Below are 21,315 nucleotides of genomic sequence, written 5' to 3'. Positions count from 1 at the left end.
TTCATTTACACATAAAATTTGACACTCTCAAACCATTAGAAATCAATCAAAAAATTATGATTAATTTATAATGGATATTTAAAATCTAGTATCATTCACAAATATAAGAGCTTTAATTAAACTCAGTCATATTATTTACCCCATCTTCAAAAAAATCTATTGCTTCGTCTATTCGTTTATTTGTCAATTTCCATTTTTCTGGATTAAACATATTTTTAAATCCATGATATTCTCTGGATAAATAAAAACCAATTATCCAAGCTGACAAATACTTATATGCTTGATTAGCACGTAAAATATGCGGAGACTGTACCCAATTTATATTTAGGTAATCTATTTTCACATTGTCTCCAAAATACTTAATTCGATCTTGATACCAAAAGTCCATGTTGCGTTTTTAATTAAATATGGTTTCATCTATTTTCCATTACTTTCCTAAATATATATTTTTTCATAACTATTACAGTTCCAATAACTGCTATTAATCCAGAAGCAAAGAAAATTATTGTCTCCGAAAACTTATCAAATAAAATACCGTACCCAAGAGACCCTAACGGAACAAATAGCTGAGAAACGGCATTTATAATAGAATAAATTCCCCCTTGAATTTCGTTTGGTACTATTTTTTGTATATAAGTTGTCATACTAGTGTTCGCAAACACTGCTGACAGCCCAAATCCAGAAGTTAACACCACTAATAACATAATGGCAATTGCAGAATGATTTTTGGCCAATCCTGGAATACCAAAAAGAAAAAGAATACCTCCGAAACCTAACATGGATTTATATACTGTTTTTAATTCATCCCCACTAACATGAATAGTTAATAGTACTCCTCCCAATAGCATTGCTACACTTGTCATACTATCAAGAAAACTATATGTAAGATTAGACAGATGCAATTGTCGTAAAACAACTATGGGAAGACCAATAGTAATTGCGGATGCAAAGAAATTAACAAACATCGCAATTAGCACCAAGCTTTTAATATTTCCTTGCGAATTTAGATAACTTAACACTTTACCAAAGGTTTGGTTACCACTACTCATAGCTTGTTTTTGTTGCTCATTGAATTTAATCAACTTAGTAAAACGTGTTGAAACAATAACTACTAAAATTGCAATCCATACATATACCGATAATGTGATAAGCCCGAATACAAATCCACCTAGAATTGGCCCACTAATATTTGCAATCGCAATGGAAGTCTGCATTCCTGCATTTACACGCTGATAGTTTCCTTTATCTACAATTTGTGGAACAGAAGCCTTTAAACACACTGTGAACAATTCTTCTCCAATTCTAATTCCAACAATCAAAAGATATGTCCATTCCAGATTCCATCTAGGAAGTAACTGCATTACTACTTCATATAGAAACAAACTTACTAGTGTAAATATCTGTGAAACAAGCATTACGATTTTATGATTATTTTGATCTACGATTTTTGTCATAAATGGGGTCAAAATTAGACTCACTAATGGACCAATAACAACTAAAGTTCCAAAAACAAATGCTGAACCGGTCTCTTTTAAAAAAACTAAACCAACCATAAAATTAACCGATGTAACTACTATATTAAAGAAAAAGGTGACTAAACTTATTAAGCTAAATTGTTTTTTCAAATCAATCCTCCTGTCAATATATTAAATATATCAGAAATGAGAAGTGTTAATTTTCTATTTTGTAAAGTATACTGTAACTATAGTTAACAATTACCACAGGAAGGGTTTTAAAAAATGAAAAAGATTGGAACAACTATCAAATATATACGTAAACAAAAAAAACTAACTCAAAAGGAAACGTATGCTGGAATTATTTCACGAACTTTTGCATCCAATTTTGAGAATGGTTATTATAATATCGAAAGTGAGAAATTATTTAAAATTCTTCAACGACTTGGAACTAGCATAAATGAATTTGAATTCTTGCATTATGGCGAAAATGATGACAAATTTAGTTACGTGCTTTCCATCATTGACCAGGCAGCAACTACTGGTGATTATTCTCAGTTACAAAAGATTCATCAAAAGTTCGAGAATAGTACGAGTCTCCATGACCAGGCTATATCAGCCTTAGCATATGTTAAAATCTATGTTCATGGTCATAATCCTTTATCTATGAGTCTGATGCCAACCATTCCTTTAAAAATTCATCTTGAGCAAACTAAAGAGTGGACATTTTTTGAGCTTCGAGCTTTTGTTGATGGCATATTTATGTTTCGAAGAGATTTGGATAGCCTACCTTTATGTATGGAAAGAGCGGTTAAAAGTTTTAAAAAATATAGATGCCTTTATGAACTTAAATCATCTTCTGAACAAAGCATTGCTAGTATATTCTTAAACTATGTTCAAATAGCTTTAGTATCCTTCGATTATAATCGTGACCACTATAGCCTTGTTAACAAATATCCCAATACACAGGATGTAGATGATTTCTCATCTCAACTAACCATACAATTTTCAAAATTTTTGCAAAATTTATATTTCGGAAATAATTCAGAAAAAGATTTTTCTGATAGCAAAGAATTTTTAACGATGCTTAAAAAACTAAATTTTAAGGATTACGTTGTCTTTAAAGAAATTTATGATTACCACATTCCATACAGCAAACGTTATAGACAAAATCATAAACAACAAACATAAAAAAGCTTCAAGCAATAATATTTGCTTGAAGCTTTTTTATAAAACGGCCAGCAGATTTATCTAAAACTAACTAAGTCTTAAATATTACTAACTCTTAATTCGATGCCATCCCAATGCTCCAAAGTAAATAAGGCATTCAATGATGGCGATGAAGAAACTAACCGGCCAATTGGTGACGTAGCCTAAATATAATCCAAGCCAAACACCTAATAAAGCCGCGCCAATCGCAAACACCATCATGCCGCTAACCGTCCTCGTAAAGTACTTTGCACTTGAAGCAGGCAACGTCAATAACACGAAGATTAGTAAAGAGCCTACGATTTGAGCTGCAACGCTCACACTCAAGGCCAGAATCACCAAGAAAACAACCGAAATAGCCTGTGTATTAACGCCTTTTACCGCTGCCCCAACATGATCAAATGAATCAAACTTTAGATCACGATAAACCAGAAAAATCACAACCAGAGCCACCAATGATAACCACATAATTTGTTTAACTTCGGCTGAACTAATACCAATCATACTGCCAAACAAAATACTGGTGGCATCACTCGCGTTTTTATTTGCTAACGACAGAAATAAAATTCCTGACCCTAAAAACAAACTGGAAATCGCACTGATTGAAGATTCTCTTCGTGAAGACTTGGAACTCATCTGACCAATCAAAACGGAACTAATAATTGTAAAAATCAACATTCCATTTAGCGGGGGCCAATTCATAAAGATTCCAAATGAAGCTCCCGAAAAACCAATTTCAGAAAGCATATGACTTAGAAAGGACATGTTACGACCAATTACGTAAACGCCGATAATACCACTGATAACCGCAATGATCGTTCCCGCCATATAGGCATGACGCATAAACGCAAAACTAAGCATGTTCGGCCTCCTCTAAATCTGCTTCCTTAAACTGACTAATCGGGCCACTCTCGTAACTACCGTGGCGCATAAGCAAGTACTGATTGGCATACTTTTGTGCCAGCTCAATATCATGGGTAATGAATAAAACTGACACATTTTGATGCACATTAAATTCTTGGACCAGATCCAACAATTCAAATTTACGGACACTATCTAAACTGGCCGTTGATTCATCCAAAATCAAAAGATCTGGATCATTGATCAGGGCCTGGGCCAAGTAAGCTTTTTGCTTTTCGCCACCTGACGCCTCACCAAGTGGTGTATTTTGGATGGATTCTAAGTTAGTATCTTTTATAATTCGGTTTAACTTTTTTCGTTCATTTTTAGATAGCCATGACAAATGACTATCATGCAGATTTAAGCCGACAAAATCACGAATAGATAGCGGGTATTCCTCGTCAATATTTCGAAATTGGGGAACATAGCCAATTTTCATTTGCTTAAAATTAGGCGTATAGGTCACACTGCCCTTCTGTGGTGCCAGTTGGTGTAAGATCACTCGGACTAAAGTTGTTTTACCAACCCCATTTTGACCAACCACACTCAAAAAGTCGCCTTTATTTAATTGAACCGAAAGATCATTTAAAACTAAGTGATCCGGAAATGCCACGGTTAAATTTTTAATATCTAATACGGGTTCACTCATTGCAATCTTTCTTTCTCTTGAATTTTTGCTACCTGCTGATATTGATCAGTCATCCATTCTAAATACGTCTTATTATTCGGTTGCGTTTCTGTCACATTCAAAACGGGCACATGATGCTTTTTAGCCAAGTTCACCATGTTCTTCACAATTGGATCTGAAGCTTGCGGATTATTAACAAAAAACGCAATCTTTTGGTGTTTGATATCGTTTTGCATTTGGCGAATATCTTGAGTGGTTGGATCCGAACCATTTTCTACGGCTAGAGCAAAATGTGAATTATTGATTTTATAGCCCATTTTGGTAAGCGCATAGTTGAAAACTGGTTCACTCACATCAACCAATGTTTTTTGCCGATTTTGATTAAGCTGCTTAACCTTTGTCTGCATTGGTTTCAAAGACGCCACATATTTTTTGGCATTGGCCTCAAACTGTTTACGGTGCTTAGGATCCTTTTTGGCAAAAGTTTTGGCAAGCTGATTGGCCAGTTTCGCCATCGTTTGGTCGTTATACCACAAATGCGGATTATCACCTGTTTTCTTATTCATAACAGATTTGCTCACATTTAAAGCCTTAACATTACCCTCAGAATCAGAGCTAATCAATCTTTGCATCCAACTATCGTACCCCAAACCGTTATAAACAACAACATCTGCCCTCGCAACTGATTTAGCAGAATTGGCAGTTGGCTCAAAATCATGCGGATCAATATTAGGACTATTAATAATTGATTTAACGGTGCCGTACTTTCCAACGACGGCCTTTGCTGTTTCTCCATAAAAATTTAGGGAGGCACAATATGTAATTTATTAGAAGTTTGTGGTTTGCGACCACAGCCGCCCAGCACAATCATTAACACGCCCATAAAAATAAGAGCGCCGTAAAGCCACTTTCTTTTTTTCATGTGTCCTCACTTTCTAAAAAGTAATCATTACTATTTAGCAACAAAATATATTATAGCAAAGAAGAACCGTTTGAAGCAAGCTTCTGCAATAAAACATCGCAACAACATTCCAACTTATCTTTCAATCATAAATCTGTCTATACCACTGCTAATTATGCTAAAATTAAGGTATTAACAATGATACGGAGGCTCTTATGAAATCACGTTTCGTGCTCGATGAATCAGCAAAATCTGCTCTATATGATTTATATCTCTATGCATTTAATAAATCGGATAGTACTTTTCGTAAGCAATTTTGGTCCACTCGCTTTGATCATGGGATTCCTTACGGTATTTACGAAGATAACGACCTAGTCAGCGGCCTGTTTAGTATGCCGTTTGAGATCAATTTTCATGGTCAATCTTTTCTTATGAACGGAATTACCGATGTGATGAGCGTGCCTGAATATTCTGGAAAAGGGGCAGCGGGAACCCTCATGAAAGCCGCACTCACTGATATGTATGAAAATCAGGTTGTCCTATCCTATCTGGCGCCCTTCTCTTTTGCCTACTATCGCAAATTTGGCTATGAGCAACTCTTTGATCACCAAGTTTATCAGCTTGATAGTGACAAACTACCTCGGGTACGGCCAAGTAAACATGGACGCGTTCGTCGGACAACCCTTGAAAAAGCCATTCCATTGATTCGAGGCACTTATCTTAACTCATCGCTCAGTCAAAACGGTGGATTGATTCGCCAAAATTGGTGGTGGCACTACCTGACCGAAAAGCATCCTGAATGGCAAGTTGCTTACTACCAAGATGACCAACAATCAGTGACCGGATATCTCGTTTATACGCGCACAGCTGATGAATTTCACGTCCAAGAATTTGTCCATCTCAAATCTGATAGTTACCAGTCACTTTTAAGTTTTGTTTTCAAACATGGTGCTGGTTACCAACGCTACACATTTGAAAATGCCAATTCTGACTATCAAGGTGATTTATTGGCTGACCCATATCCTTTGAAAGTTACTACTCAGCCTTATATGATGGGCCGCATCGTGAGCTTGCAGGCTTTTCTCGCAAAGTATCCATTTGCCCAAACTGACTTTGAACCCATTAGTTTTAATATTCAAGATGAGATCATTACCCAAAATTCGGGAACGTGGATGATTTCCGCAACCGACGGCAAAATAGGGATTGAACATGATTCAGAATTAAAAGCGACGGTTCCAACGTTCACCATTCAACAATTTACAAAGGCGGCGTTTGGTTATCGCTCATTGGCATCACAAAGCGCCTTTGGCCAAATTGATACCAATGCGGAAAAACTTACAAAATTAGACAATTTATTTGTGCAAGAAAAGCCAATTTTGGCGGATTATTTCTAATAATTAAGGCTCAACAATCAAAAATGCCATTCCAAATTTAATTGGAATGACATTTTTATTATGTCTTTAAAAAGCTCCGAAAAGTAAACCCAGGCCACCAAGCAACAAAATAATTCCAAAAAACAAGCCCATCCACAAAGCGAAACCAATTAATACATTCGTATTTTTATTGGCTGTCGCCTTCATCTCTTTAAAAGACTTTTGAAATGCATAAAACTGCCAAACGGCCCCTAATATGACCAACACACCAACTAATCTTTCAATTAACATATTTATTCCCCCACATTACCTATTTTTATTGGTAAACCAGTGATTTTTGAATACTCTGTTTTCGTTTACCTGTAATTAAGAACATTGCTACTGTCACGGTAACCACAAACAAAATCCAAGTTTCTACCCAATCAAAACCATCCGGACTGGACATTAAGAAATTGCCGTTCATATATGAAAAGGCCGAGACGTCCAAAAGAAAATGTGTAATCATTGTAACAGCAATGCTCTGCGTGTATAGATAAACGGCTGCAAACAACATTCCTAGCCCCACAGCGAATATCATTTGGTTCAGCGTTGCGTTTACCGCTTGTCCAGCAAGCACGTTGGAAGCATGCCATAATCCAAACAGGATTCCATTAATAACAACTACCCACACAAATTGATTTTTCCGTTTGCTAAACGCTCTTAAACTCAGAAATAGTACGGCAAAACGAAATGCCCATTCCTCAGAAATTGTTTCAAGGGCACTCAAAATTACTTTTAAACTAAAATGCCCAGGTGAAAAATCAAAACTTGTAAACATGTTTGAAAGCTTGTCTCCAGATCCAAACGCATTCCAAACCACAATTGCTAACAACAGCACAATCACAAAACTCATGATCACCCAATTTACATGGCGAGAGATCCGAAAACCAGGCTGCTTAAATCCCCATAAATACATCAAAAAGCCAACCGTAATCATAAATGCAAAAGCATTCATAATCCCACTCATATCAATCGTTTGTAAAACTGAGCCAATTTCATTTGGCCTTGTATACATTAATGAAAGTAACGATCCGGAACCGAGAGTTTCAAAAATGATGACCAGAATTAAAATAATTCTGCCAATGTAAGATTGAATATTTACAAGCACATAGTAAGCAACAGGCAAATACATAACCAACAAATACAAAAGTGCTAAAACCGCAAGAATCGGATAATTGATAAGTAAAACTTTATGAAAAATCAGTGTAAAAGCTGCCAAGCCTAGTGGTAATAGTAATAATTGGATAACTGATTGAAAATAATAATTGCACTTTCTCAGCCCTCTTCTGATTTTCTGATCAGTTCGAAAAGGTTTTTCAAACGGAATACCAATTCCGAAAATTACCGCTAACAGTCCAAAAATCACTTCAACGAGTCGTGTCGGTCCAAATGGCTCCCAAAAGAAAGTCAGACAAAACGCGAGAAGCATGCTTCCTAATTGCCACATATACCATTGCTTCAACACCCGAACGTATTTCACTGATAAATTATTTACCATGTGTTACTCCCCCCCAAAGCCAGAAATATCTACCTACTTAAAGAACAACTACGCCCCATACCAAGCCACAAATACCAACTAGAATCATCATGGTACCTATCAACCCAGGTGCAAAACCATTGGCTACGGGTGTTTTCTTAAAATCAACCTTAACGCCAGCTTTAGCATAAGTCTTTTTGTTATCTCGAATGTACCGAATCCCTAAGTAAATAATCCCGATACTAATTAATATAATGATAATTCCTAAAAATGTTTTCATTATGTTCACCTTTCTCAATATTTTTTGGAAACAACTTGCATATTTTTCTCTGCACCACACTTTGAATTTTGGTTAAAAACCTTTTATCCCATAATTTGACCCATATGATATAGGATAATTGGTACCTTTAATTCGATCTTCGTATGTTTTATTGAAATATTCATCACGTTTATCATTATTAGGTAATGAGGCAATATCAAACGGATCCTCAATTTCAACTGATTGAGCCTTAAACAGATCGACTAACTGTTTGAAAGGGGTAAAATCAGAATTTAAAATATAGTAATTTTGATCGTTTGTCACAACCGCCATGGTCATTGCACTAGTGAGCATTGGAACTCTCATTGGAACTCTCATTGCAAATCCCATTTTTCTGATAACTCCGAATTGAACGAGTTGAAAATCGCTAATTTTTTCAACTTTAACAACCTTATCTTCTTTGTCATGAACCTTCATCTCATTTTCAGTAAATTCGATTGTTGAAGTCGCAGGTAATCCCAAAAAGCCTCTAGCTATCTTGGCTGCTTCACCATTAGTTTTCAATGGAAACTTTGGATACACTTGGCCACCAATGCTGATCCGCATGGATGTGAACGATTTAGTCAGTGTCCCTGCTTTATCCACAGAAAAACTATTGGTCATTTTAAATGCTGATGCTGGAATCATATACATAATAAAACCTCCCCAAATTTTTATATGAAATCGCTTACTTGATATTACACTGATATCATAGCACCATTTTTATAAATAAACAACAAATACTTAAATAAACTGTACCACGTAATAAAAAAATCCCATCATAGTTTAACTATGATAGGATTTGCCTCCATTGTTTCAACAAATTTAAGGATTAATTTTTATAAGCTCATATATATTTTCAATATCATTTATTACTGACGATTACTAATCTTTTCCAACAACTTTACAATGCGATGTAATAAATAAAAGAAATAAATCACTGCACCGATCTCAATAGCTCTTACGACAAGCCCCACCAACACGATACCAACTGTTCCACCCATAGTTAACACCCCTATACTTGCAAAATGATCGTCATTGCCCGCCAAGTACTAATTGTATTTAAATAGAGCATAAACTTTATATTTGTTATTTGCAATCGCTTTCTGGCCTTGCTTTAGGCTTTTTATTTTTAACCCACCCTCCACCATTGACAAATTACGTCACCACCGTTTAGACTTTGAGTGGTAACTTAAACAGCTACCTTAACTAGGTATATTTTAAAGGAGCACACACCGTGACTAATTCTGAATTAAAACTTTTTGAAAATGCCCACGCATTTGACAGCATGACAGACAAACAAATTAAAATTTTAGCCGCTGCAGTGGATGTTTTTGCTGAAAAAGGCTATGCCAACACTAGCACCAAGGAAATTGCGAAAAAGGCGGGCGTCGCCGAAGGAAATATTTTCAACAAATTTACAAATAAACGAGGTTTGCTCCATGCCATTGTGACACCCGTTATGCATTCTTTTTTTCCGGCTAGCCTAGATACCTTCGTTAAAACACAACTAACCAAAACATATCCATCACTAGAAGCTTTCATCACGGCATTGGTTCAGGATCGATTTGCTTTTTTAAAGAAGAATTCTAAAGTGATTAAAATTTTAGTTTCTGAAATGCTTTATGACCAAAAGGTTCGCGCTCAATTAACTACTGAATTTACTGGTACCTATTGGCATGAAATTAACAAACAACTCGATTTTTTGAAAAGTAAACATTTGATCGTAGATTGGTCAAACATTGAAATTCTCAAAACCATGTGGTCAATTACTGGCGGCACAATTCTTGGTTATTTATATTTTGATCAGCCGCTGTCTAAAACCAGTACAAAACACGCCATCACTGCTTTAGTAAAAGCACTTAGGTATTAACTAAATACCTAAAGGTTGAAAGTACAAAATCACATCCAATTGCTTGATACAAAAATGTTCATGGTAACAAAATTAGATTGAAATACCGTCTTCCAGCAAATCCGGATCGGATCTTGCGGCTAACTTTCCCACAAGAACCAACAGCGTATGGAGCATTGCGGGTTCTCGGTACGAAAACCGACTTTTATGCATAATAGTGGACACGACTTAGAGCCGAAAAACACGTCTCTAAGCTCGGCCTTTATCTAAACGATAAATTGCTAAGACAAACGACACTACTGATCCCATTTGCTTCCAGACTGAATCAGGTATTAAAACTAATTATATTTAGCACATAAGTTGTTATGGAATCAGTCATCAAGCTATCTAAAGACAACAATTTCCCCAGTTCGGAGGCGTTTTGGCCTCAGGGGTGAAATTTATCTTAGCGATTTTTGCTTAGATAAAGGTCGAGTTTGAAGACAAGTGACCTGCTTGGCTTCAAATCGTGCCCACCCCGTTCCAGGCCAATTAAGCCAGAGAACGGCAATTAATCTGATTTTGGTAGAGTAAACTGCTTTATAACAGTAACTGAAATCATTTTTGTACTTTCAATCTTTAACTAAATACACAAAAACGCCTCTGAATTAAACTTTCAGAGGCGTTTTTAACTATTTTGTTTTATCTGGTGGCGCCCATCCCGCAATGTCACTAGGTTCAAAATCATAGGTTAGTGGTTTCCCATACGCCTTTTCGTAAGCATTACATTTTTGCGCATAATCTTTATGCATCATCATCAGACTATTTTCTCTGACACTTTTAGTTGGATCTGAATAAATAGGCTTTAGGATATGACACACAAAAGAAACTTCCTTAAATGTGTCAGATTCCATTTTATCCAAATCTCTAATTTCTACGAAACATGAAATGATTGGCACCTTAAAACGAGCCGCATAATAATATGCTCCACGCTTTGGTGGCCGTGGCTTACGGTAATTAAACCACATTTCTTGTTCCGGATAAATTAAAATCAATCGATCCTTGGCTAAAATTTGCTGTAATTGCTCTGGAAATTGGTGACCCATATAATCTGTACTATCATCAATCGGAATGGTATCCGAATATGTCATGATATAGCCAAGAATCCCAGGCATTTTTAGGTTAGCCAATTGACTGACCATAAATATTTGCCCTTTGCCAGCCTTTTTCATAGCTTTTCGCACAGCCAAATTTTCCATTGGATTAAAGTGATTACTAGTCACAATTCCCCCGCCAGACACATTCCGCATATTTTCAAGCCCAACAATTTCAGTCTGTCTTGAAACTAACGAAATGCCAATATCAGATAATTCATCAGCAAAAATATTGTTAAATTTATACCCAAAATGATTATAGTGCTTTAAATAATTCGTGAGAATTTCTCGTTCTTGCTCGCTCGACAACTTAGCGTCACTAACTTCGACTTTGGCATTAAATTGATTTTTTGCCACAGCCTTTTGAATATTAGCAATCACTGGTTCGCGTTCACCAGGAACCAGATTAGTTGTTCGCATAATTCACGCCATGATTTGGTTTGTGATTTTGCTTATAGAGCACTTTGAAAGTTTCCCCTGATTTGATAATACTTTGTGTGTTTTTAACCAAACCTTTGTAATTATCTTTATCAGCTTGAATTTGTTCTGGGCTATATGCTGCCTGCATTGCCTTAGCAGCTTCATAGCTGCCTGGAATTTGTTTTGCGTATTTCCAGAAGTAGTCTCCATAGGCCACCTTTGCATAGCTCCATGGCTTGTTAAACAAGTTATAGTGAACTAACTTTGGTTGATCTACCACACGTTGTGGATAGCCAGCTTGGGCATTCCACTCGTCACCCAAATGATAAATCCTGCCTTGTCCAATCGCGTTTAAATAATCCTGATCCGGTGCAACTGTCTCGAAATGATATTTGTTATACAAATACAAAAATTCATTAGAAAACTCTTGAGATCGGAATTGTTTAAGATTCATAACTAACACACCAGAATTAATATAATCAGCAGCTGGTACGCCAATTGAATTTTCACTGTACTCAGCTAAAAATGGATTCCCGCCGATAAAGAAGTCTGACGTTGCACCAACTAAATTATCACCGATATCAGTTTGATAAAGTTCACCAATGTCGCCGGGAACAATAATATCAGCATCAAGGTAAACTGCCTTATCATATTCAGCAAACATATCAGCAATAAACAGACGGAAGAAAATTGTAAATGTGAAGTAATCCCCACGTAACTTTGCTTCTTTACCTTTCATTACCTTATTCAATTGGCCCTTCATTGACACAAACTTAATGTCAAATTGATCGTTAGCCAATTCTGAAATTTGCTTCTGATTTTCTTCTTTAATACCTTCATGTAAAATAATAATTTGATATTTGTATGCTAATTTTGCGTTAGCCATCATCGACTTTAATGCGACCAATAAAAATGGCACATAGTGATCATCTACGGAAAAAAATAGTGGCAGTCGTTCTTGATTTGTTTGCATTTATTTAAGTCCTTCCATTTGTGGTTTCAAGTATTGATACTCACTTAAAACATCATCATACTCGTGTAATTTCAATTTGTCATGAACATCGTCAACTTGCCATGGTTTAACCGTCAACGTATGAATCCATGGGAATAACCGGAAACTAGTTGTAAAATGTTGAAAAACAGTATTCCGATGGAGGCGACGTTGTTCGTTAAATCGACGTGGCACAATTCTTTTAGTAACTGCCAATTTGTTAATTGCTGATTGATCAGGCATAAACATTCTCTTCGTACGACATAAATCACGGCATCGACGTAATAACTGCGTCTGTTTAATCAACCCTAGGTTCATTAATAAAACCCCGGAGTTCATATAACTGAAATGACCTTTCTTATGTTTGAAAATCCATTTTCCATAATAATCAGCCACTCCCACAACCTCATTTTTACTGATATCTTGGTTATAAAACGACCTAAAGTCCTTTCGACAAATTACATCAATATCTAGATATAATATTTTATCGGGTAAACTAGGGCATAAATCAGCATATAGCCGCAACATGCAGTAAGGTGTAAAGATTGTTCCCATGTTGGCAGTTGGTCGCTGTTCATTAAATAGGTTTGTAAGATCTAGCCTAGTGACTGAATTTTTGGGATTGACTTTTTTTGCTTGGTTATCTAAAAAATTTACTGTTGCTTCACTGAGTGGATAATAATTTTTTCCGTTTGTCTGAATAAATGCAGTCATAATATAAATGTTCAGTGTTTGCTTGGTATTTTTTAGTAACGAAAGAATTGAAATCAACAAGCCGTCTTCCATCTTTTCATTGCCACAGTACAAGATATTCATACTTCCTCCCCCTTTTTTTTATACTTAATATATTCGTAAGTACTGGACTTACTCCGAGCAACCATACAGTTGTAAATATCCTGATGTAGTTGTTCTTGTTGTTCTTTTTTGTTTAAACCAGTTTTCGGGAGAAATGGACCATCTATATAGACAGTTCGGCGCGGTTTTGAACCAAATCTGCGTTTTTGATAAGTCGTTGTCACACAAAATGACGGTGCTTGTTGTTGCACTGGATAATGAAACGCACTATCTGAAAATGGCCGAATCTTCGTATAATATGGCCAAACGTGAGCCTCTGGATAGATCATAATCGCATGTTTTTGGTCGATTCGCTTTTTAACGACCCGATCAAATTCCCGTAGTTTTCGCCAAGAATCAGGCACAATAATTGCACCACCCATTGTGAGCATCGGTCCAAGAATCGGAATTCCTAGATTGGCCGTCCCCGCCAATGTATAAACACTTTTAAACGGGCTTTCATGTCTGGGCGTCAAGACATCCCCAACCGGTTGGGTATGATTTCCATATAGGAAGTAGCCTTGATTATTGTAAGGTTTCAGCACCTGTCGATTTTTAATTGACACATGGCAGAAACGACAATAACAAAAACTCACCACCCATACTATCATATACAACAGCTTTGAGAGTAAATTATAAACTGGATTTGTATGGTCCCAGGAATAGTCATCCGGCAATTCATAATTTTGCTCTTTAGTGGTCACAACATCATCCGTAAAAGATTCATAATATTGAACTGTTCGTTTACTCTTATCTTTTTCCCGATTATTCCCCGTAATGACGACCTCCCTCCTGAGTTAATTAAGTGGACACTCAATTAGATTATAAGCATTTGTCTTATTTAGTCAACCCTAGCTTTTATTTAGTAAGGCCTAACTTATGTTTGTGAAAGCTGACAACATTATAAAAAGCGTAAAAAAAATACGTAGGATTTTTTTTAGATCCCTACGTATTTTATAACTATTTATATTATTTTAGTTCAAATGTGCTCCATGGTTTAATATAATCCAAAAGGAACAAATCATCATCCGTTAAATGACCAACCACATTCCGGCGACCATCATTTGGAAATGCCTTCAATGCAATTTGAAGTTCTCCTTTATATCGACTATATACATCGTTAACCACGATGATATCGCCACGCTTAAAATCTTCTAGTTCATGGTGAGCAGGAATCTCTTTATCCTTATACCAAACACGTGGCATGGTATCACGTAATAGGTAATCAGATGCATCGCCTCTATACAAATGAGGTTTACCAAGCGCAACTAGTTTTTCATTTTCCGTCAAATCGTCCACAAAGTTTGCATGTAAAACGGGGTAACGACCGAAAAATGCTTTTGAAGCAGCTTTTAATTCATCTTCTGAAGCATAAGCATTTCCGATTAAGACATCGTCAATTAAGCCCGTCAATAATAAATGTTGAACTTGCGTATCAATTGGTAAGTGACGATCATCCTCAATCGTTGGCAAGCCATCTTGAACTGGCCAAGGACCGAATCCAGCTGCTTTTGAGCTCACAAAAGCGGCTGTGTTGATGTTATTTTCACGGAATAGTTTCGAACATTTTACAAAAAAGTTTTCGCCAAGTCCGGTATACTCTTGAGGATAAAAGTTATGACAACCCAATAGGTTTTGTTTATCAGGTGCAAAACTGAGAATATTCTCCAAGTAACGGGTTCCGTTACTCATGTTCACTTCAATCTTAATTCCGTATGGGTTACGGGTCATCCGGGCTTCTTCCATGCCAGTAAATCCTTCATCTAAACGTAATCCCCAGGCACCCAGATCATCAAAGAAAGAAAGATCATCATACGTAATTCCTAGTTGTTTAAACAAAGATGGATTCATATCCACCATGACTTTAAAGTCTAATGATTTCGCGTACTGCACAATTTTCTTGAAGTTTGCAACTACCGCATCTTGATCACCATTAATTTGTAATAGTGACGTAAAGACCCGTGTGTAACCATATTTATGTGCTAAATCTAAATATGCTTTATCTTTTTCAAATGTAGAATGTTCTGGATATAAAGAAATTCCTAATCGTCCCAAAATAATACCTCCTAAAAATTAAGCTGAAAATGCTCGAAATAATTGATAAATAAGAACTGCCGAACAAACTACGACAACTAGGACATTTGCAAGAAATGCAAAGACTTCGTTCCAAGCAAAATGTTCAATATCTGTAACTTGTTCAGATTTTCGACGGATCTTGATACTAACGTAACTACCACCAGAAATTAATAAACTAACGAAAGGAATAATGAATAGCGCATTTTTATTAACCACGAGTCCCCCACCCATGGAAACACGATTATTTAACATAGGTGTTGTCAATACCGCAATGACCAAAGGGATAAAAGAAATCACTTCGCTTAGTCCAAACCGTCTGTACGCCATATCTTGCGCCCATCCAGGTAGATCCTTAATACTAGTTTGTTTCGTCTTGGTTTGTTCTCTAATCTTATCCACATTGGCCTGGGCATTACACTCAACAGCTGAACTTGGTCGATTTTTTTTATGTTTACTCATGGTTCTCACTCCTCTTTTTAAACACTCAATTTCTCATTCACTCTTAATTATACTCACTTTAATGAAGCGCTTGTATTTTAACCAAAATTATTTGAAACTGATTCTTCCGAAACGGGTTTAAAAAGACAACTTCTTTTCAAGCCCTCTGCTTCTTACTAAAAAATCTGCCGAATGATTTCGACAGATTTTATTAAAACTTACAAACGAATGTTTAGTTCTTTGCAGCAGCTTCTGCAGCTTATTTGTCAGCAACTTTTTTTTCTTGTTTCAATGCTTGACGATCAGCAATCTTGAAGAATGGATACCAGATGGCACCACCGATTACAAAGTTAACTAACTGAAGAACAGCACCAGAAATGTGACCAGTTGCCAACCAACCTGAAATAATTGGCGGCGTTGTCCAAGGAACAGCAACACCCATGGTTCGTGCTACCAGACCAGTCTTCATTGATACGTAAGTAGTAACAACAGAAACTAATGGAACAACGATAAATGGAATCGCCATAACAGGGTTCAAAACAATTGGCAAACCAAACATAATAGGTTCGTTAATGTTGAACAGTGCAGGTGCAGCAGCCAACTTACCAATGGCCTTCAAGTTTGCTGATTTAGCAAAGAAGAACATCATTAAGGCAAGTGAAATAGTTTCACCAGAACCACCAGCATGGGCGAAGTTATCAAAAAATTGTTGACTGACAACGTTTGGAATTGGTTTGTGTGCTTTAACAGCAGCAGCATTTTGTCCCATTAGACCCATCCAGATTGGTGCCATGATACCACTAACAACGTTGGCACCATGAATACCGAATAACCAAAGGAATGAAACAAAGAATTCAGCTACTAACGCACCCCAGATTGTCCCACCAACGGCCGTCAAAGGCTTAGACAAGATAACTGTGATGATGTTTGGAATCGTCTTAAACGCTGTGAAGCTAACGCCAATTCTGATTAACCAAACAACTGAAATAATAACGAAGCCAGGAATCAATGCAGAAAAGGCATTCCCAACTGCGGGTGGTACTGTGTCTGGCATATGGAACTGCCAGTTCTTATGAATCATCCATACATAAAAATCAGTAACGAACAATCCAACCAATAGGGCTTCAAACAGTCCCATTGAACCTAACATTGTCAAAGGCACGAACGTGTTACCAGCCTTATCAGTAGTCAATGGAATTGTAAGTAAAAAGGCACCTAAAGAAATCATACTTGCTGACAGTGCATCAACACCATCATACGACTTAGCTAATTGATAAGAAATACCAATTACCGCAACCAACCCAATAATTGAGAATGTTGCATTTGTCGCCCAACCAACAACAGTTGCCCAGTTAGGACCGAACACCGAACCCATCCAATTAATGTAGGCCGGAATTGGAAACTGACTAACGATCATGAAGACTGAACCGATAATGATTAGTGGCATTACCAGCGCAAATCCATCACGAAGTGCAACCAAATGACGAGAAGCAGCCATTTTCCCTGCTAAGGGAATAAGCTTATCCTGCACGAAGCTGGATTTTTTCTCACTCATGTAAAACCCTCCCAGATATCACTTGCAACGAAATATAAATAGCAAAATCTAAAATAATAAGCATAACTTTGCAAGTGATAAAGTTTATTTGAAATCACACCGTGTGCGCTTTCATCTCCTTTAATATAGCACATTTAGATATTTGTGCCTACCTATTTCAAGAAGAAAACTTAAGTTTTTATTAAAAAAACATGTTTCGAATAGAAACATGTTTCAAATCTATGATTGGTTTGCTTTTAAAAGTGGTTGTTTAAAGTCCATAATGGGATTGTTTCCAAACTGGTACGGGCCAATTTAAGCGTTTTCTTATTTCTTTAAAAAGCCGAATCTTTTTTCCCATTTGTAGATTTCAAAAGATCTTTATGAGCTTTAATGCCAATTTGTTCGAGAAGAAAAACAACCGGAATTTGCGATGCCAGATTCAAATCTGCCATTCGTACCTCGGGAACATTATATGAAATATTAAAATCCACGAGTTGCGCTAATGTAGAATAGCGATTGGCCGTAATTGACATCGTTCTGGCGCCATTTTCCCGATAAAATTTGGCTTGATCCAGAACTTGCATTGTTTCCCCAGAAACTGACAACAAGATTAGCAGTGTATCAGAAAAATCACGTCGTGCCAAGGGTTTAGGCTGAAAAGGATCCGTAAAACTTAGCGTATAAAGACCGTAATTTGCTAATAAACGTGATCCATATTGGGCAAGGCTTCCACTCGTTCCCAGTCCAAAAAACAAACTGGTATCGGCATCAACAATAAATTGAGCGGCCTGACTAATCTTATTGAGAAAGTGATCATCATTAACTTGATCAAAAAATTGACCCATCGGAACTGATTGCTGTTGTGAAGGTTGTTCAACCTCTATTTTTTGTTGGCGTTTCAACGCATATTTAAATTCTGAATACCCATCAAAATTCATTTTTCGAAGAAATCGCAAAATGGTGGTTGGGGATACGTGACTTTTCTTAGCCAATTGTCGAATGGTCATGTTGGCCACTTCGGCCGGATGAGCAATAATATATTTATAGATACTTAGTTCCAATTGATTTAATAACTTCACTCTTTCGTATGGAAACACATACTTCACCTTCCCTATATATGATTACACCTTAGCACATCCCACCAATTTGTGGAACAAGTTTCAAATAAAAAAACAGCCAACCATTTTATTAGCTAACTGCTTTTAAATCAGGTTCTATTTTTCTGAAATATCTTCTCCGTTTGAAGCAATAACTTTCTTGTACCAGTCAAATGAATCTTTCTTGGAACGTTTTAGCGAACCATTTCCTTCATCATCCTGATCAACATAAATAAAGCCATAACGCTTCTTCATTTCACCAGTGCTGGCCGAAATGAGGTCAATGCATCCCCATGGTGTATAACCCATGAGATCAACGCCATCTTCAACTACAGCCTTTTCCATCGCTTCAATATGATCATGGAAATAACTGATTCGATAGTCATCATGAACGCTACCGTCGGCCTCTTTTTTATCATACGCACCAAAACCGTTTTCAACGATGAACATTGGTTTATGCCAACGATCTTGCATCCAATTCATGGCGTAACGTAGACCGATTGGATCAATTTGCCAACCCCAGTCAGATTTCTCTGTATAAGGATTATCGACCTGATCTTTCGATTCTGTATAAACATAATCTGGATTATCTTTTCTATATTTTGTAACAAATGACATGTAGTAACTAAAACCTACATAGTCAGCTGTTCCTTCCCGTAAATCCTTGGCATCTTGTTCAGTCCGATCAATTTTAAATCCTTTGCGTTCCCAATATTTTAGAACCCAATTTGGATAAAAACCGTTTGCCTGAACATCGCCGTAGTAATAGCGGGTTTGCATAGCTCGTTCAGCTGCCATAACGTCCTTTGGATCGGCCGTTAATGGATAGATTGGACACATTGCAATCATGTCACCAATTTGGAAGTCAGGATTGATTTTATGGCCAATCTTAACAGCTTGGGCGCTGGCAACCATCTCATAGTGGGCTGCTTGATACATAGACTCTTCCCAATTATCATCCTTACCTAATTGGAGACCAGAATTCTGTAGCATTGGATGAGGATCGTCCCAAGTAGTCTGATTATTAATTTCGTTAAATGTCATCCAATATTTAACTTTATTTTTATACCGTTTGAAGACGGCCTCTGCATAATTGGTGAAGAAACCAATTAACTTTCGGTTTGACCAACCGCCGTATTCCTTAACCAAATGATAAGGCATTTCAAAATGAGACAACGTCACAACGGGTTCGATGTTGTATTTTAAAAGTTCATCAAATAAGTCATCATAGAATTGAAGTCCTTCTTCGTTGGGTTCTGTTTCATCCCCATTAGGAAAAATTCGGGTCCAAGCAATTGATGTCCGGAAACATTTAAAGCCCATTTCAGCAAATAACTTAATGTCTTCTGGATAACGATGATAAAAATCAATTCCCCAATGGTTAGGATAAACTTCACCATCTTTTACACCATCAGTAACGCGGCGAGGATGATCTTTATCTCCCGCAGTCATGATGTCGGCAATACTGACGCCTTTACCGCCTTCTTGCCAGCCACCTTCTAATTGGTGGGCTGCAACAGCACCACCCCAGAGAAATCCATCTGGCATTCGCATTTTTTGTTCACTCATTTTTTGCACCTCAATTTAATATTTTTTAAAACAAAAGCAGCCCAAATGAAACATCATTGGCTGCTTTTTGATTATCTAATCCTCAACTTTAACGCCATCAAGACGTTTGTATAAATCAACAATTTCGCCAGCCAAGTCACGAAATGTAATTGCATTCATAATGTGATCTTGTGAATGAACTGTTAATAACGTAACTTTGGCATGAATCCCGTTTGCTTCATCAGTTAACATGCCAGTCTGAGAATTGTGAGCTGCTGTCAAGAAACCATCAGATTCTTTTAATTTAGCATCTGCTGTTTTATAGTCACCCTTTTTTGCGGCATTAATTGCCTCAAATGCAGAGCTTTTAGCATTCCCACCATTCATAATCAAACCCATGATTGCTTCTAGGTTTTGTGGTTGTTCTTCTGATGATTCTTCTGTCTTCTCTGTCTCTTTTTTGTCTTCAGCCATTATTTAATTTCTCCTTTTCTCCTTGCAGGTCTTCACACTCGGCTATTTTAGCCAAACTGAACATCCTGCTCTCTCAATGCTTCATTCGAATCATATAAAAACGGAAGCAATTTCTGTTTCCGCTTTCAAAATTATATAAGCACATTTTTTAAAAATGCGCTAAGACCGGTACGCTTGTTTCACGCCCATTGTCTTGAATGCTTCAGCCAAAACTTTTTCGCCATTCATCATGCCATAATCTTGCATGTTAATAACTTCAACTGGAATATCTAATTTGCTCTTGAAGTTGCTTTCCATGTAACGAACCTGGGGTCCAAGCATTAAAATGTCTGGATGTTTTTCTTCCAATTTGCTGGTAGCATCAGAAGCCGCTGTTGCAAAGATTTCTGTATCAACGCCCTCTTTTTCTGCTGCCTTTTGCATTTTTGATACCAAAAGACTTGTTGACATACCTGCTGCACAAACTAACATAATTGTTTTTTCTGCCATGATAATCACTCCTATAATTTTGTATTATTTTTGTTATTAACGGTCTTTTGTAAAGCCGCTTTCATTACAATTGAATTGTAACTCGTAGGTACAAATTTTACAAGTATGTTTCTCGATTTGTATGTGTCAAGTTTTCCTAGGTGCCTT

24 protein-coding genes are annotated in these 21,315 nt (G+C 36.8%); 3 read left to right on the top strand and 21 right to left on the bottom strand.

All coding sequences use genetic code 11. The features are described from left to right. Positions 1-112 precede the first annotated feature (112 nt). Positions 113-343 carry a hypothetical protein gene (locus IV84_RS05105; RefSeq protein WP_062916578.1) on the bottom strand — a complete coding sequence of 77 codons (231 nt, stop codon included), beginning with the start codon at positions 341-343 and terminating at the stop codon, positions 113-115. A gap of 70 nt (positions 344-413) precedes the next feature. Then, positions 414-1,625: an MFS transporter gene (locus IV84_RS05100; RefSeq protein WP_056986203.1), complete on the bottom strand. Its 1,212-nt coding sequence runs from the start codon at positions 1,623-1,625 to the stop codon at positions 414-416. A gap of 114 nt (positions 1,626-1,739) precedes the next feature. Here IV84_RS05100 and IV84_RS05095 point away from each other — a divergent pair, with 114 nt between their 5' ends. Beyond that, positions 1,740-2,645 carry a helix-turn-helix domain-containing protein gene (locus IV84_RS05095; protein WP_046871546.1) on the top strand — a complete coding sequence of 302 codons (906 nt, stop codon included), beginning with the start codon at positions 1,740-1,742 and terminating at the stop codon, positions 2,643-2,645. A gap of 87 nt (positions 2,646-2,732) precedes the next feature. On the opposite strand, the gene IV84_RS05090 is transcribed toward IV84_RS05095, so the two are convergent. From IV84_RS05090 to IV84_RS05080, 3 genes are read right to left on the bottom strand one after another with little or no spacing between them, the layout of a single operon-like run. Next, the gene (locus tag IV84_RS05090) at positions 2,733-3,524 is read right to left on the bottom strand and encodes a metal ABC transporter permease (RefSeq protein ID WP_056986202.1); all 792 of its coding nucleotides are present in this window, start codon (positions 3,522-3,524) and stop codon (positions 2,733-2,735) included. After that, positions 3,517-4,212: a metal ABC transporter ATP-binding protein gene (locus IV84_RS05085; protein ID WP_046871548.1), complete on the bottom strand. Its 696-nt coding sequence runs from the start codon at positions 4,210-4,212 to the stop codon at positions 3,517-3,519. The genes IV84_RS05090 and IV84_RS05085 overlap by 8 nt, the downstream gene beginning before the upstream one ends. After that, a complete protein-coding gene (locus IV84_RS05080; RefSeq protein ID WP_226997981.1) occupies positions 4,209-5,015 on the bottom strand; it encodes a metal ABC transporter solute-binding protein, Zn/Mn family in 807 nt (268 codons plus the stop codon). The genes IV84_RS05085 and IV84_RS05080 overlap by 4 nt, the downstream gene beginning before the upstream one ends. Positions 5,016-5,307: 292 nt before the next feature. Between IV84_RS05080 and IV84_RS05075 the strand changes: the two genes are divergently transcribed. Further along, positions 5,308-6,486 carry a GNAT family N-acetyltransferase gene (locus tag IV84_RS05075; protein ID WP_046871070.1) on the top strand — a complete coding sequence of 393 codons (1,179 nt, stop codon included), beginning with the start codon at positions 5,308-5,310 and terminating at the stop codon, positions 6,484-6,486. A 66-nt stretch (positions 6,487-6,552) separates the two neighbouring features. On the opposite strand, the gene IV84_RS05070 is transcribed toward IV84_RS05075, so the two are convergent. The 5 genes from IV84_RS05070 to IV84_RS11310 all read right to left on the bottom strand — a co-directional run bounded on the left by IV84_RS05070 (position 6,553) and on the right by IV84_RS11310 (position 9,283). Continuing rightward, positions 6,553-6,756 carry a hypothetical protein gene (locus tag IV84_RS05070; RefSeq protein WP_046871071.1) on the bottom strand — a complete coding sequence of 68 codons (204 nt, stop codon included), beginning with the start codon at positions 6,754-6,756 and terminating at the stop codon, positions 6,553-6,555. Between the two features lie 25 nt (positions 6,757-6,781). Then, positions 6,782-8,002, bottom strand: coding sequence for a CPBP family intramembrane glutamic endopeptidase (locus IV84_RS05065; RefSeq protein ID WP_046871072.1), 1,221 nt, complete (start codon positions 8,000-8,002; stop codon positions 6,782-6,784). Between the two features lie 37 nt (positions 8,003-8,039). Continuing rightward, the gene (locus IV84_RS05060; RefSeq protein WP_046871073.1) at positions 8,040-8,261 is read right to left on the bottom strand and encodes a hypothetical protein; all 222 of its coding nucleotides are present in this window, start codon (positions 8,259-8,261) and stop codon (positions 8,040-8,042) included. A gap of 72 nt (positions 8,262-8,333) precedes the next feature. After that, positions 8,334-8,933: a hypothetical protein gene (locus IV84_RS05055; protein ID WP_056986201.1), complete on the bottom strand. Its 600-nt coding sequence runs from the start codon at positions 8,931-8,933 to the stop codon at positions 8,334-8,336. Positions 8,934-9,151: 218 nt separating this feature from the next. Then, a complete protein-coding gene (locus tag IV84_RS11310; RefSeq protein ID WP_257722204.1) occupies positions 9,152-9,283 on the bottom strand; it encodes a hypothetical protein in 132 nt (43 codons plus the stop codon). A 233-nt stretch (positions 9,284-9,516) separates the two neighbouring features. Here IV84_RS11310 and IV84_RS05050 point away from each other — a divergent pair, with 233 nt between their 5' ends. Continuing rightward, the gene (locus IV84_RS05050; protein ID WP_226996030.1) at positions 9,517-10,152 is read left to right on the top strand and encodes a TetR/AcrR family transcriptional regulator; all 636 of its coding nucleotides are present in this window, start codon (positions 9,517-9,519) and stop codon (positions 10,150-10,152) included. 650 nt (positions 10,153-10,802) lie between these two features. Here IV84_RS05050 and IV84_RS05045 read toward each other — a convergent pair. From IV84_RS05045 to IV84_RS04995, 11 genes are all read right to left on the bottom strand, one after another. Continuing rightward, positions 10,803-11,684, bottom strand: coding sequence for a lysophospholipid acyltransferase family protein (locus IV84_RS05045; protein ID WP_046871075.1), 882 nt, complete (start codon positions 11,682-11,684; stop codon positions 10,803-10,805). Beyond that, on the bottom strand, positions 11,671-12,657 hold the full coding sequence (locus IV84_RS05040) for a glycosyltransferase family 8 protein (RefSeq protein ID WP_056986200.1): 987 nt from the start codon (positions 12,655-12,657) through the stop codon (positions 11,671-11,673). Before IV84_RS05040 ends, IV84_RS05045 begins: the two co-directional genes overlap by 14 nt. Then, the gene (locus tag IV84_RS05035; protein WP_056986199.1) at positions 12,658-13,491 is read right to left on the bottom strand and encodes a glycosyltransferase; all 834 of its coding nucleotides are present in this window, start codon (positions 13,489-13,491) and stop codon (positions 12,658-12,660) included. Then, the gene (locus IV84_RS05030) at positions 13,488-14,213 is read right to left on the bottom strand and encodes a lysophospholipid acyltransferase family protein (RefSeq protein WP_063510365.1); all 726 of its coding nucleotides are present in this window, start codon (positions 14,211-14,213) and stop codon (positions 13,488-13,490) included. Before IV84_RS05030 ends, IV84_RS05035 begins: the two co-directional genes overlap by 4 nt. 265 nt (positions 14,214-14,478) lie before the next feature. Beyond that, positions 14,479-15,564 (bottom strand): DUF871 domain-containing protein, encoded by a 1,086-nt coding sequence (locus IV84_RS05025; protein ID WP_046872296.1) that lies wholly within the window; start codon positions 15,562-15,564, stop codon positions 14,479-14,481. Positions 15,565-15,582: 18 nt separating this feature from the next. Continuing rightward, on the bottom strand, positions 15,583-16,044 hold the full coding sequence (locus tag IV84_RS05020) for a hypothetical protein (RefSeq protein ID WP_056986197.1): 462 nt from the start codon (positions 16,042-16,044) through the stop codon (positions 15,583-15,585). Between the two features lie 238 nt (positions 16,045-16,282). After that, positions 16,283-17,578, bottom strand: coding sequence for a PTS cellobiose transporter subunit IIC (gene celB / locus IV84_RS05015; protein WP_056986196.1), 1,296 nt, complete (start codon positions 17,576-17,578; stop codon positions 16,283-16,285). A 314-nt stretch (positions 17,579-17,892) separates the two neighbouring features. Continuing rightward, entirely contained in the window at positions 17,893-18,657 is a 765-nt protein-coding gene (locus tag IV84_RS05010; RefSeq protein ID WP_056986195.1) for a MurR/RpiR family transcriptional regulator, read from the bottom strand. A gap of 117 nt (positions 18,658-18,774) precedes the next feature. Further along, complete coding sequence (locus IV84_RS05005; protein ID WP_046872300.1) at positions 18,775-20,226, bottom strand: 6-phospho-beta-glucosidase; 1,452 nt, start codon at positions 20,224-20,226, stop codon at positions 18,775-18,777. 75 nt (positions 20,227-20,301) lie between these two features. Further along, positions 20,302-20,604 carry a PTS lactose/cellobiose transporter subunit IIA gene (locus tag IV84_RS05000; protein ID WP_414477500.1) on the bottom strand — a complete coding sequence of 101 codons (303 nt, stop codon included), beginning with the start codon at positions 20,602-20,604 and terminating at the stop codon, positions 20,302-20,304. 234 nt (positions 20,605-20,838) lie between these two features. Further along, positions 20,839-21,168: a PTS sugar transporter subunit IIB gene (locus IV84_RS04995; protein ID WP_056986194.1), complete on the bottom strand. Its 330-nt coding sequence runs from the start codon at positions 21,166-21,168 to the stop codon at positions 20,839-20,841. Positions 21,169-21,315: the final 147 nt, after the last annotated feature.

The sequence above is a fragment of the Pediococcus damnosus genome (assembly GCF_001437255.1).
Classification (GTDB): Bacteria; Bacillota; Bacilli; order Lactobacillales; family Lactobacillaceae; genus Pediococcus; species Pediococcus damnosus.
The sequence above is the reverse complement of the archived record's forward strand: the minus strand, read 5'-3'. Positions and strand labels throughout refer to the sequence as shown.